Origin of the sequence: Rhodococcus sp. IEGM 1366 (genome assembly GCF_033142425.1) — a bacterium.
GTDB classification, from domain to species: Bacteria; Actinomycetota; Actinomycetes; order Mycobacteriales; family Mycobacteriaceae; genus Rhodococcus_F; species Rhodococcus_F globerula.
Genome location: NZ_JAWLRZ010000007.1, coordinates 256856 through 269884 on the forward strand (window position 1 = coordinate 256856; position 13029 = coordinate 269884).

At 63.5% G+C, this 13029-nt stretch carries 9 protein-coding genes and 1 pseudogene; 7 read left to right on the top strand and 3 right to left on the bottom strand.

The window, feature by feature from the left end:
* The first annotated feature begins 27 nt into the window (after positions 1–27).
* Positions 28–1374 (top strand): 3-oxoacyl-ACP reductase, encoded by a 1347-nt coding sequence (locus tag R4P64_RS22155; RefSeq protein ID WP_317822753.1) that lies wholly within the window; start codon positions 28–30, stop codon positions 1372–1374.
* A complete protein-coding gene (locus R4P64_RS22160) occupies positions 1374–2237 on the top strand; it encodes a MaoC/PaaZ C-terminal domain-containing protein (RefSeq protein WP_317822754.1) in 864 nt (287 codons plus the stop codon). The genes R4P64_RS22155 and R4P64_RS22160 overlap by 1 nt, the downstream gene beginning before the upstream one ends.
* A gap of 89 nt (positions 2238–2326) precedes the next feature.
* On the opposite strand, the gene R4P64_RS22165 is transcribed toward R4P64_RS22160, so the two are convergent.
* A complete protein-coding gene (locus tag R4P64_RS22165; RefSeq protein WP_033231699.1) occupies positions 2327–2926 on the bottom strand; it encodes a TetR/AcrR family transcriptional regulator in 600 nt (199 codons plus the stop codon).
* 71 nt (positions 2927–2997) lie between these two features.
* The gene (locus R4P64_RS22170) at positions 2998–4179 is read right to left on the bottom strand and encodes a glycoside hydrolase family 3 N-terminal domain-containing protein (RefSeq protein WP_045066676.1); all 1182 of its coding nucleotides are present in this window, start codon (positions 4177–4179) and stop codon (positions 2998–3000) included.
* Between the two features lie 102 nt (positions 4180–4281).
* Between R4P64_RS22170 and R4P64_RS22175 the strand changes: the two genes are divergently transcribed.
* The 4 genes from R4P64_RS22175 (at position 4282) to R4P64_RS22190 (ending at position 10509) form a co-directional block, all read left to right on the top strand.
* On the top strand, positions 4282–4749 hold the full coding sequence (locus tag R4P64_RS22175) for a universal stress protein (protein ID WP_033231847.1): 468 nt from the start codon (positions 4282–4284) through the stop codon (positions 4747–4749).
* 34 nt (positions 4750–4783) lie between these two features.
* The gene (locus tag R4P64_RS22180; protein WP_317822756.1) at positions 4784–5872 is read left to right on the top strand and encodes an isochorismate synthase; all 1089 of its coding nucleotides are present in this window, start codon (positions 4784–4786) and stop codon (positions 5870–5872) included.
* 118 nt (positions 5873–5990) lie between these two features.
* Positions 5991–6164, top strand: coding sequence for a DUF2613 domain-containing protein (locus tag R4P64_RS22185; RefSeq protein ID WP_072782243.1), 174 nt, complete (start codon positions 5991–5993; stop codon positions 6162–6164).
* Positions 6165–6210: 46 nt separating this feature from the next.
* Positions 6211–10509 (top strand): alpha-(1->3)-arabinofuranosyltransferase, encoded by a 4299-nt coding sequence (locus R4P64_RS22190; RefSeq protein ID WP_317541132.1) that lies wholly within the window; start codon positions 6211–6213, stop codon positions 10507–10509.
* A 23-nt stretch (positions 10510–10532) separates the two neighbouring features.
* Here R4P64_RS22190 and R4P64_RS22195 read toward each other — a convergent pair.
* Positions 10533–11582: pseudogene (locus R4P64_RS22195) on the bottom strand (acyltransferase family protein); the annotation flags it as partial.
* A gap of 216 nt (positions 11583–11798) precedes the next feature.
* Here R4P64_RS22195 and R4P64_RS22200 point away from each other — a divergent pair.
* Positions 11799–12923, top strand: coding sequence for a DUF3068 domain-containing protein (locus tag R4P64_RS22200; RefSeq protein WP_172936575.1), 1125 nt, complete (start codon positions 11799–11801; stop codon positions 12921–12923).
* Positions 12924–13029: the final 106 nt, after the last annotated feature.

Consider the following 13029-nt stretch of genomic DNA (forward strand, 5'->3'; position numbering starts at 1 on the left):
CACCGAAACACGACAGAAGGTAGGACCGTGGCAGCCAGCAAGGGAGCTCCCGACCTCTATTCACAGTTCCTCTCGTCCGGCCCCGGCGCGTTCATCGCGTCGAAGGCAGGCCTGCCAAGGCCCGAGAACCTGCGCCGCTACAAAGCCGGGGAACCGCCGTTGGCCGGACCGGTCCTCATCGGCGGTAAAGGCCGACTCGTAGAACCTCTGCGCGTCTTGCTCTCCGATTACCCCGCCGCGCAGGCCCACGACACCACCTTCGGCGCGCTGGTATTCGACGCCACCGGCATCACGCAGGTCACCGAACTCGAGCAGCTGTTCGAGTTCTTCCAGCCAGTGATCCGCAATCTCGCATCATGCGCTCGCGTTGTTGTACTGGGCACGACGCCCGAAGAGACGTCGAGCGTCGACGAGCATGTCGCGCAGCGAGCTCTCGAAGGCTTCACCCGCAGCGTCGGCAAGGAGATCAAGCGCGGCTCCACCGCGCAGCTCGTCTACGTCTCCCCCAAGGCATCCACCGGCCTTTCGGGCGTCGAATCGACTCTGCGCTTTCTGCTTTCGGCCAAGTCCGCATTTGTCGACGGCCAGGTCATCGTCGTCGGAGATGAAGATTCCGTTGCGCCGGCCGACTGGGACAAGCCGCTCGACGGCAAGGTAGCCGTTGTCACCGGCGCGGCCCGCGGCATCGGCGCCACCATCGCCGAGGTCCTCGCCCGCGACGGCGCGCACGTGATCTGCGCCGACATCCCCGCTGCGGGAGAAGCACTTTCGGCCACCGCCAACAAGGTCGGCGGAACCTCCCTCGCACTCGACGTCACGGCAGACGACGCAGCCGAGGTCCTCGCGGCGCATCTGCTGGAGCGTCACGGCGGCGCCGACATCATCGTCCACAACGCCGGAATCACCCGCGACAAAACCCTCGCCAACATGGACGAAGGCCGCTGGAACATGGTTATCGGCGTCAATCTTCTTGCACCGCAGAAGATCACCGAGCACCTTGTCGCGAAGGGCGCACTCAAGGAAGGCGGACGCGTCGTCGACGTGTCCTCCATCGCCGGTATCGCCGGCAACCGCGGCCAGACCAACTACGGAACCTCCAAGGCCGGCGTCATCGGCCTCGTCCACGCCGAAGCTCCGGTCCTGGCACAGAAGAACATCACCATCAACGCGGTAGCACCCGGCTTCATCGAAACCGCCATGACCGCAGCCATCCCCTTCGCGACCCGCGAAGCCGGCCGCCGCATGAGCTCCCTGCTGCAGGGCGGCGAAACCGTCGACGTCGCCGAGACGGTCGCCTACTTCGCCAGCCCGGCATCCAATGCCGTTACGGGACAGGTTGTTCGCGTGTGCGGCCAGAGCCTCCTGGGAGCATGATGGCAGCCAAGACCGTCGCACTCACCGAGCAACCCAAAACCCTCGACATCTACTCCCGCGCAGTGCTCGGGTTGATGCCGTGGAACAAGTCGGACTCGCGCTCGGTGCCGCAGCAGAGAATCACCCTCACCGGGTTGAAGGTCGACACCGACAATCTGGCCGCGTACTGCCGAGTCACGGGTCTGAGATTCGGCGATTCACTGCCGATCACCTACCCATTCACCTTGGCATTCCCGACGGTGATGAAACTGATGGTGTCGAAGGAATTCCCCTTCCCCGCAGTCGGTTCCGTGCACGCCGAGAACGTCATCGAATCACTGCGCCCCATCTCCGTGAGCGAACCGCTTGATCTCTCGGTGCACGCCGAGAACCTGCGCGAGCATCGCAAGGGTCTGCTGATCGACGTGATCACCGAAATTCGGGTGGGGCGGGAACTGGTGTGGCGTCAGACGTCGTCGTTCCTCAATCAGCAGAAGACCTCACTGTCCGGCGAAGCCCGACCGGAACCGAAAGCCGACGAGGTTCCGCCGGTACCGATGACCACCATCCGCGTCGACCAGACCACGATCAGCAAGTACGCATCCATTTCCGGGGACCGCAACCCCATCCACGTCTCGTCCCTGGGCGCCAAGGCTTTCGGATTCCCGAAAACCATCGCTCACGGAATGTGGAGCGCCGCGGCACTGCTGCGGACCGTCGAAGGCGATGTGGCCGACACGGTCACGTACAGCGTGCGATTCGGTAAGCCGATTCTGCTGCCGGCAACACTGAACGCGTACGCCGATCGCGTCGGCGACGGTTGGGATCTGGCGCTACTGCACCCGAAGAAGGGCTACCCGCACGTTACAGCGACGCTGCGCTGAGCCTGGTTTTCACCCACCCCATTTGAGCGAACGTACCTTTCGGCGCATCCAAGGCGCTGAAAGGTACGTTCGCTCGATGTGGCTGGGGACTATTCCGACTTCTTCTTGCCCGACAATCCGCGCCACGCCAAGGACTCGAGAAGATCGGCTGCCTCGTCCACTTCGATTTCTCCACCGGCCACGCGATCGGCCACGGCCTCACCGGCACCGACCAAGGCGATTGCGATGATCCCGAAGTCGTGAGACGCATCCGGATCCTTGGTGCTGGACTCGAGCAGATGCGCTGTCAGTTCGATCAACCGGTCGCGACTTGTCTGCACGGTGCCCGCAAAAGCCTGCTGCCCGACGGCCTGACGGTAGAGCACCATCCACGACTTTCGGTTGGCCCCCACAAATCCGAGAAAACCTTCCAGAGCAGCACGCAATTGCTCACGAGGCGACAGATCAGGTGCGCCTGCAGGAGCCAAGGCTTCGACAAAACGCAGACCTTCACGATGAATGCACGCGGCAAACAGTTCTTCCTTGGAGCCGTAGTACAGGTACAGCATCGGCTTGGAAATCTCTGCTTTTGCCGCAATGGCGTCCATCGAGGTTTCGTGAAAACCTCTGTCGGAGAACACGTCCACGGCCGCGTCGAGCATCTGCTGCTCGCGTACCGCGCGTGGCAGTCTCTTCGTGCCACCGGCCATGTATCCTCCAACCACAGGGTAAGTATCTATCTTACTCTACGGTAAGATCCGGCGTCGAATCGCACTTCGACTCAGCAGGTGAGAGCACCCTTCGCCTGCGCGACCGTCACTACCGCCTGGTCCACGCGGGCCTGGGGCAAAGCACCGGACGCAACGGCACCTTCGAGCTGATCGAGCACCCGCGGTACGTCATCGGTTGTGAGCCACAAAGCCTGGTCCACGCCTGCCACCAGTGCAGCCTGCACCGCGTCGGCAATATCGTAGCGGTCGGTAATCGCCTGCATACCGCTGAGGTCGTCGGTGAAGATCGGCCCCGTGAACGGCGCTGCGCCGTAACCTACTCCGTCGCGAAGCAGCGACACCGCGGCCGGACTGATACTTGCCGGGACACCCGGTTCTGTCAGGCCAGGAACCTCGAGGTGACCGATCATGACGCCGACACCGGTGTTCACCAACTCCCGGAAGGGAACAAGATCCGAGTTCATCAGGTCTTCCAGAGGAGGCGTCGTCACCGCCCCGGTGTGCGAGTCTCCGGACGCGCTCCCGTGTCCGGGGAAATGTTTGATCACCGGGAAGATTCCGGCGTCGCGCATTCCCTGGGCATAGGCGCCGGCATAGGCGATCACTGTTGCAGGATCATCCGAGTACGAGCGGTCACCGATTACCGAATTATCAGGCTGCGAGCTGACATCGACGTCCGGTGCGTAGTTGACCGTGATCCCGAGGTCCTTCAGACCCCGGCCCCGCTCGAGCGCCATCTGGTACGTCTGTTCCACTGTCATCGTCTCGGCAGTCTCACGCGCCGACGGATCGGGCCCGAGAATGTCCTCGACGCGGGACACCCGGCCACCTTCCTCGTCGATTGTCACCATCAACGGAATCTTCGACGCCGAAGCCACTTGCGGCACTTCACGATTGGTCAGCATCGACTGATCGGTCCAGCTGCCGACAAAGATGCCACCGATCTGCTCGCTCGCAACAATCGCCAACGCGTCGTCGGTACCGGTCACGCCGACGTTGAGGAGCTGGGCAAGTTTCTGCCTGGTGGACAACGACGCCAGGAGATCGCTGCCGCAGACGGTAGGTGCGGGGAGGGCGGTGGACGTCTCCGATGTTGTCGTGATGTCGGACGTGACACTCGCCGCAGCTGACGTCGATGGCGCTGCCACGTCCCCTCCGTCGCCCGAGCATCCCGCCACCAATCCGCCACACAGGGCAAGAGTGGTTGCCGTTTTCACAAACTTGATCCGCATTCCTACGACGGTATCGGACTCCGTACCCATACACTCCCCTCACCGGCACGGCAGGAAGGTAACCTGGACGTGAACCGATTCCCCGCTGACGAGGAGGTCGTGATGCCACAAGGACTGATGCTCATCGCGTACGACGGTTCCGAGAACGCCCGGCGTGCCGTCGAGTACGCAGGACGTTTCCTGTCCGCCAATCGCGCGATTCTTGTCACCGCCTGGGAGCCGATGGTTCGCCAAGCCGCCCGGATGTCCGGGCTCTCCGGTGTCATGCAGCCCGAGTGGATTCCCGACGACGATGTCGAGGACATCGCGTACACCGATGCCAAGGCAACTCTCGCGGAAGGCGTCGCATTGGCCGAGGCCGCCGGTTTGACCGTCGAAGGCCGTAGTGCCGAATGCCGGTCGGCCATCTGGTCCGCGATCGTGGAGACTGCTGACGAATTGGACGTCGACATCATCGTCACCGGCACTCGCGGCACAACCGGTTTGCGTTCGTTGTTGCAGAGCAGCGTGGCGGATCATGTTCTGCGTCACAGTCATCGGCCGGTGTTGATCGTCCCTCCTGGCAAGTGAGCGTCGGTCCCAGGCGACTAGTGTTCTAGTCACCATGGACGGTTTTGTTCTCTCTCGGCCTGATCACAGCGTGCTCACCCGCGGCGTACGACGCAGTTTCGACGACGCGGGCGCGGCGACGCATGCATTGTCGGAAGGTTCGGCGACTCTGATCGTCGGTGCTCTCCCCTTCGACCCGTCTGGAGCGACGGCGTTGTACGAACCGGCCGAAGTAACCGTTACCGGCAGCGTGTGGCGTTCGGACACTTCCGTGGACTTGCCGCACACGCATGCAGTGCGAGAAATTCCGTCACCGGCAGATCATCTTCGACGAGTAGAAAAACTGGTCACCCGTCTGCGTGACGGCGACCTGGGCAAGGTGGTCTCGGCTCGGACCGTCGAACTTCGCGCCGAATCTCCCATCTCACCAACAGCACTCGCGGCTCGGATGGCTACGCTCAATCCCGCGGCAAATACATTTGCCGTCGACCTCAGCGCTGCCGGAACCGATTTCGTCGGCCACTCTCTGGTCGGCGCGACACCCGAGGTTCTGGTGAGCCGACGCGGAAATGTCGTGACCTGCCGTCCGCTCGCGGGATCCGCGCGTCGGACAGCTGAGACCGAGGCGGATCGGGTTGCGGGCGACAGCCTTCTGAGTTCGACGAAGAATCTTGCCGAGCATGCCTTTGTCACCGACTGGATTCGGGACGTCCTCGGCCCGCTGTGCAGTGAGTTGTCGATCCCGTCGACGCCAGAATTGACCAGTACCCATGAGGTCTGGCACCTGGCCAGCCCGATCCGCGGCATTCTGCGTGACCCCACCACTGCCCTCGAGTTGGCAATCGCGCTCCACCCGACGCCCGCGCTGTGCGGAACACCCACTATCGCGGCTTTGAACGTCATCCGCGACACCGAGGAGCCGCGGCGCTTCTACGGCGGCGCAGTGGGGTGGTGCAACAACGTCGGCGACGGCGACTGGGTGGTCGCGATTCGCTGCGCCGAAATCAGCGCCGACGGTCGAACTGCCTGGGCAAGCGCAGGGGGCGGGATCGTCGCAGATTCGGACCCACAGGATGAATTGGACGAGACAACCACCAAATTACGGACATTGCTCACAGCACTGGGCGTCTCTGACACAAACTAATCAGTCCGCTGCGGGGCCAATCGTCCGAATTCTCGGCGGCGAGTGATACCTTGACGCGAACAGTTCGTACGGACCGGTAAGTCCCGGCCGACCGACACGACCTATTGGGAGATCCACGATGACGAAGTTCCTTGTCCCCGGTGTGGCCAGCGCTGTCGTCGGCGTCGTTCTGGGCGCTGCTGCAATCTTCGGTGCCACGGCTGTAGCTGCGGACAACACTCGTCCCGACATCGACCGCAGCGGAAATGCCGATTCTTCCGTCCTGAACCAGGTTGAGTACGGCAGCCGCTGAGAGCGCAGGCCTCGCGAGTTCCCGTTCTTCCGCCGAAGGCACCATTGTGCCTTCGGCAGAGCCTCTGTCGAAGCGGTGGCTGTTCGGCGCCTCCGTCGTAGCGTTTCTTCTCACCTTTTTCCAGTCGCCAGGGCTGATCACCGCTGATACAAAGTACGACCTGACGCAGAATCCGTTCGGCTTCCTCGAACGTGCTTCGCATCAGTGGAGTAGTCAGGCCCCGCTTGGCCAGGTGCAAAATCAGGCCTACGGTTACTTTTTCCCGCACGGGCCGTTTTTTGCGTTGGGCGAACTCGCCCACATTCCGCCGTGGATCACGCAGCGCATCTGGTGGGCGCTGCTGCTGATTGCCGGGTTCTGGGGCATCGTCCGCGTCGCCGAGGCGCTGGGTGTCGGTAGCCGCAGTTCTCGTGTCATCGCCGCAGTTGCGTTTGCGCTCTCTCCGCGCGTTCTGACAACTCTCGGATCGATTTCCTCGGAAACCCTGCCGATGATGTTGGCGCCGTGGGTGCTGTTGCCGGTGATTTGGGCGTTCCGCCCTGTGCGCCTTTCCGGTAGCCCGGACTACCACAAACGCGCACAGTGGAAATTGGCCGCCCAGTCCGGCCTCGCCGTTGCGCTCATGGGTTCGATCAATGCCATCGCTACCGCAGCGGCCTGCCTCGTAGCCGTCATCTGGTGGCTCTCGCACAAACCCAACCGGGCGTGGCTGACCTTCACCGCGTGGTGGGCCCTGTTTGTTGCGATGGGCACCCTGTGGTGGATCGTCCCGCTCCTGCTGCTCGGCAAGGTCAGCCCACCGTTCCTCGACTACATCGAATCGGCCGGCGTCACGACGCAATGGGCGTCACTCGCGGAGATCCTGCGCGGCACGGACAGTTGGACGCCCTTCGTCTCACCCGAACGCATCGCAGGCGCGGTCCTCGTAACCCAACCGGCGGCCGTTGTCGCCACCGGACTGGTTGCCGCCGCCGGACTCGCCGGACTCTGCATGCGGTCGATGCCCGCCCGCGGACGCCTGACGCTCATCTTGTTTGTCGGCATCACCGGTTTGGCTGCGGGATACGTCGGCGAACTCAGCTCCCCGATCTCCGATCAAGTGCGCCTGTTCCTGGACTCCGCGGGCGCACCGCTGCGCAACGTCCACAAACTCGAACCACTCGTGCGTCTCCCGTTGGTTCTCGGCCTCGCGCATCTCCTGGCCAAAGTTCCCTTGCCGGGTTCGGTTCCGATCCCGCGGTGGCGACGCGCCTTCGCTCATCCCGAGCGCGAACCGATGGTGGCGCTGACGTCCCTGATCCTGGTTGCTCTCACCCTCTCGACCGCCTTGGCGTGGACCGGAAAACTCGCACCGCGCGGCGCGTACCCCGAGGTGCCGTCGTACTGGACCGAAGCCGCGCAGTGGCTCGAGGACAACACCGCACCCGGCTCCGAAGCCGAGCGCGCCCTTGTCATCCCGGGAGCACCGTTCGGCAGCCAGGTGTGGGGACTGACCCGAGACGAGCCGCTGCAAGCACTGGCCACCACACCGTGGGCCGTGCGAGACTCCGTCCCGCTGACACCGCCCGGCGCCATCCGCGCCCTCGATTCGGTACAGCGCCTGATCGCCGACGGTCGCCCCTCCGACGGTCTCGCGCAGACTCTGCTCGGCCAGGGCATTCACTACCTCGTGATGCGCAACGACCTCGACGGCGACACCTCACGCTCAGCCCGCCCGCTCCTCGTTCACCAAGCCGTCGACGGTTCCCCCGGCATCACGAAGGTCGCCGAGTTCGGTGAGAACGTCCACCCGGAGCCCATCGACGGGCTGGTGGCCGACAGCGACCTGCGACCCGACTACTCACCGATCGAGATCTTCGCGGTCACGCCGCCTGACGGAAGCACTGCGCTCAGCGGCCCGTACTCGGTGGATCTCGATCAGGTTCCCGTGGTTCAGGGCGGACCGGAAGCCGTTCTCCGCCTTCATGAAAGTGGAACACTTCCCGGCACCGGTCCCGTCGTTTTTGCCGCCGACGCCGCGGCGGCCGGACTACCGGTCGATGCGCTCACCGTCACCGACACACCGCGTGACCGTGAAACCGATTTCGGACAGGTCGACAATCACAGTTCGGCTCTGCGGACACCGGACAGCGAGCGACGCACGTACAACCTGGTTCCCGACTACCCCGTCACCGATACGCCGCTGGTGCAAGGCCGTTGGAACGGCGCCGAGATCACAGTCTCCAGTAGCGCCTCCGACGCCACCCAGCTTGGCGGGACCTCGCCGTCGAGTAGCCCTGCCGCAACGGTTGACGGCGATCCGGGCACCGGATGGTTCAGCAACGGAATCGAGCGCGCGTTGGGGCAGTGGCTGCAGATCGACTTCGACACTCCCATCTCGAGCGGTCTACTGCATCTGACCACCAGTGCAGCTGCGATCGGCGCTCCGGTCAAGTGGCTCGAGATATCCACTCCCAACGGAACCAAGGCTGTCAAGGTCGACCGGCCGGGTGAACCCGTCGCGGTATCGATTCCGGGCGGCACCACACCTTGGGTGCGAGTAACAGCGACGCACACCGAAAATGGCTCGGCGGGAACACAGTTCGGCATCAGCGAACTGTCGGTGGAGGACTTCTCCGACCGCAGTGCGCCCACATTCGTGCCCATCACGTTCGACACCGTGCTGCCAGCGGTTCCCAACGACGCGTCGGTGACGTCCTGGAATCTGACGCAGGAGTTCCCGGGCCGAGATTCCTGCGCCGACAGCGCCGATCGAGTGCGCTGCAGCAACGCCTTCATGGCGATTGCCGAGGAGCCGAGTCGATTCCAGCGCACTCTGAGTGTCCCGGAAAATACTTCTGTCACAGCCGAACTGACGGTTCGGTCCCGACAGGGCAGCGAGCTGGACTCACTTCTCACCGTCCCCGGCCGCATCACCGCATCAGGCTCGAGCGACATCGGCGACACCCGTGGTTCAGCCTTTGCCGCCACCGACGGCGACGCGCGGACAACGTGGTCGGCACCGCAGAGCACCACCGAGCCGGGTGGCCCGAAACCGACTCTCACGCTGACTCTTCCGGAACCGACACTGGTGACAGCACTGGATATCACCCCCAGCGTCGGAATCCTGCCGTCACCGCCCACCAGTGTTGCCGTCAACCTCGGGAACGGGCCTCAGGTTCGCGAGTTGCCGGAGGGCGACACGCGAGTGCCCCTGTCCCCCTTTGTCACCGACACAATCGTCCTGAGCATCACCGATTGGGATCCCGTTCTCGATCAGAACGCGCTCGGCTTCGCTCAGGTACAGCCCACCGGGTTTGCGGAAGTCGGCGTGATCGGTGCGGACGGCACAGTCGTCGCCGATTCCGGCGTACAGACCGACAACAGGCTCGATAACCGTCAGATCACCGTCCCCTGCGGTATCGGTCCCACGATCACCATTGCCGGGCAACAGTTCCCGACGTCGATCGAGACCACGGCGCATGAGCTCCGTACCGGCGCTCCCATCGTGGTGAGCGTGTGCGGCCCCACCGGAACGGCACTGTTACCAGCGGGTCAGCCGGAGGTCTCGGTCGAGCCGGGAGCGGCGTTCTCCGTCGACAACCTGGATCTCACGACAGTTGGCTCCGGTCCGCTCCCACTACAGAGCCAGAGCACTCTCACCTCGACAGCATGGACAGAAAACCATCGCGAACTTGCCGTCACCGCATCGGCGACCGATCAGTTGATCGTGAACCCCGAAAGCACCAGCATCGGCTGGATCGCTACCGCGCCCGACGGTTCCGAGCTGACTCCGATAGTGGTGAACGGTTGGCAGCAAGGCTGGATAGTGCCCGCAGGCACGTCCGGAACGATCACCCTCGATTTCCCCAGTGACCGCTGGTACCGCCTGGGCATCTTCGGCGGCCTGGTGCTGCTGATCCCTCTGTTCCTCGCTGCCCTGATTCCGGTGCGGCGTGTACCGAAGCCCACCGAGCCGCCGCGCCCGTGGCACAGCGTCGTAGCGGGGTGGCTGGGTGTGGCTGTGGCTGCCACCGTGATCGGCGGCGTCGTGGGAACCGGGATCTTCGTGGCGTGCTCACTCGTCGCGCTTGCGCTCGTGCGAGCAGTCGGCCCGGATCGCACAGCCCGAATTCTGGTCGGCACCGCCGGCGTGGCAGCAATTGCCGGAATCACGCTTCTTTCCACAGGACCATGGCGAGCACCCGGTGGATACGTGGGCGATTCGTTCCTGATTCAGTTCGTGATGTTGCTGGCATTGGTGGTCACGGGGTTGGCGGCGTTGCCATTTGCGGGTTCACCGATGTGGCGACGGTTCTCCCAGCGCTTGACTGCCAAACGAGCAGGTTCCTCCACCAAGGCGTAGCTGGCCGACGCGACAGCCACACTCAGAACAAGCGTCAAGGCAAGCACGTAGAAGAAGCTGCCGGAGAACGGCGCGATGCCGAACACCGGGAACACCGCATTGAGCACCGCCAGATGCCAGATGAAGATTCCGTACGACCAGCGACCGATCGCCAAGGCAAACGGACTTGCCAGGAATCGGTGCTGCGCCTCGTCCCGCAGAACCAACGGTGCGATCAGCGAAAAGCTGATGATTGCTCCGAGCGCGATCTTGACGGCGAACTGCCAAGGCTCTGGGCGTACCAGACCTTCCGGGCCGGCGAGGTCGGTGCACGAGAGAACAAACGCCACCAACGCCACACCGGTCAGCAGAAGCCGGCGATGCGCCAGACGGTGAACCCACGTCGAATCTCCGACGGCGAGTTCGGCCAACACCATGCCGACCCCGAACCACGGCAGGTATCCCGGCAACCAATTGTCGTGGTGGATGAAATCCGGCGCGGGAATCGGCAGGAACGCCCAACTGAGAGCAATCAGCGAGACAACGGTGAGAAGTGGGATCCGGAACCGGGCACTGCTCCCGCGCAGGCGTACCAGGAGAACCGCGAACAACGGCAGCAACAGATAGAACATCACCTCGACCGACAGGCTCCACATCTGAGTGAGCCCCTCGGTGAGGGTGAGCGGAACAAAGACCTGCACCAGGCCGAGGTTCGCCAGCCACACCTGATAACCACCGCCGGCACCTGGCAGGAACAGGAGAATCAGCGTCACTGCCACCCAGTACGCGGGAAGAATGCGCGTCGCTCGGGATATCCAGTACCGCACGGTGGCCTGTGGCCGACCGATTCCGCGGGCAGCGGCCGCATGCGGACGCCACAACAGAAACCCGGACAGCGCAAAGAACACTGCAACGGCCAGGTCGAGCCGCCCGAAAGCCCGACCGATCGCGCCCGACTGAGCCTCGCCCGTCTGGAACGCGACGTGGGTCACCAGAACCCCGAGCGCTGCCAAACCTCGCATACCGTCCAAGGCCGGAACGAAGCCACGGGCCTGCGGCGGGACGGCTGCGGAAGAATTCACGGGACTCATCATCACGGATAAGTGTGCACCGGGGCACGTTCGCCTTAAACCATCCGGACGCCCTGTAAAAAAATGCGAGGCCAAATCGCCACCTCATGCGACAAACCGGGCCGCTGGACTGTTAGTGTTCTGCCACACATGGGTTCTACTGTGACCCCATACGGCCAGCGCAACTCATATTGTGCAGGTTGCACCACGTCTAAACTACTAACGGGTAGGAGTCCCAGCATGGCGGAACGCTCAGGGTCGAGCCGGATACTTCCTTGCATTCTGGTAGGTCTCGGCGCCTTCCTCTTGGCCATCGCTGTTCTCATTCCCACCTACATGGTCGGCAAGTTGGAGAAGACGCCGCTCGACCTCGAGGTCACCACGATCGCCACGGGCAACGGCAGCGTCCTCAACTCTGCCGCGCTACTTGCCGGCAAAGCTCAGGTCGACAAGAACGTCCCGATCGTTGCTCAGCGCTACGTCACGACGCAGGAACCGTCCAACGCCGACGACATCACCGTCCAGGCCGGCCAGACTGTCATCCGCACCGACAAGCAGGGTGAGAGCGGCCTGCTGACGGCAACCGTCGACACCGTCACCCTGGACCGCGTCAGCTCGATGCCGACCAACGATCCGGTCGGAACGATCCAGACGTCAGCTGATCAGCCGGCGGAAGAAGTTTCCCGCGAGGGTCTGCAGTACAAGTTCCCGTTCAACACGGAGCAGCAGACCTACCCCTACTTCGATCTCAACGCTCGCGCGAACTACGACATCAACTTCGTCGAAGAGACCGAGATCAACGGCATGAAGGTCTACCACTTCAACCAGACCATCGAGCCCGTCGACCTGTCCAAGGTCGTCAACTCCCCCACGAACAAGCTCACCTTGCCTGCCGACACCTGGGGCGTTCCCGGCGGCACCACCCCCGTCACGATGACACGCTGGTACACCAACGTCCGTGACCTGTGGGTCGAGCCCAAGACCGGTGTTGTCATCAAGGGCCAGGAGCAGCTGCACCAGTACTACGGCCGCAACAAGAACTCCGTCGACGTCGACGTCCTCAACGTCACGCTGCCGTTCGACGAAGAGACCATCGAGTACCAGATCCAACAGGCGCAGGACGGCATGGACACGCTCAACCTTGTCGGCCGCACCGTTCCGATCGTCGCCGGCGTCCTCGGCGTGATCGCTCTGATCGCCGGCATCTTCCTCGGTGTACGCGGAGGCAAGGGCGGAACCCCGGCGCCTGCACACGGCGGCGGTGGCCAGTCTCCGAGCGGAGCAGGTACCCCTGCTCCCGGCGAACACGACTGGACCAACGACGACACCCAGGTGATCCCGCGCCCGGATCTGCGCAAGGAATAGCACGTCGCCAGTGAACCTGGCACAGGTTTTGTGAAGCGAGCACCCCTTCCAGCTAGTCGGAAGGGGTGCTCGCTTCATACAGGGGTTGCTAGCTACAGGGGTTGCT

What these genes read in the sequence shown, in the direction of transcription:
- R4P64_RS22160 (WP_317822754.1), top strand. Translation starts at nt 1,374, where the DNA reads ATGGCAGCCAAGACCGTCGCACTCACCGAGCAACCCAAAACCCTCGAC.
- R4P64_RS22165 (WP_033231699.1), bottom strand. Translation starts at nt 2,926, where the DNA reads ATGGCCGGTGGCACGAAGAGACTGCCACGCGCGGTACGCGAGCAGCAG.
- R4P64_RS22170 (WP_045066676.1), bottom strand. Translation starts at nt 4,179, where the DNA reads ATGCGGATCAAGTTTGTGAAAACGGCAACCACTCTTGCCCTGTGTGGC.
- R4P64_RS22175 (WP_033231847.1), top strand. Translation starts at nt 4,282, where the DNA reads ATGCCACAAGGACTGATGCTCATCGCGTACGACGGTTCCGAGAACGCC.
- R4P64_RS22180 (WP_317822756.1), top strand. Translation starts at nt 4,784, where the DNA reads ATGGACGGTTTTGTTCTCTCTCGGCCTGATCACAGCGTGCTCACCCGC.
- R4P64_RS22185 (WP_072782243.1), top strand. Translation starts at nt 5,991, where the DNA reads ATGACGAAGTTCCTTGTCCCCGGTGTGGCCAGCGCTGTCGTCGGCGTC.
- R4P64_RS22200 (WP_172936575.1), top strand. Translation starts at nt 11,799, where the DNA reads ATGGCGGAACGCTCAGGGTCGAGCCGGATACTTCCTTGCATTCTGGTA.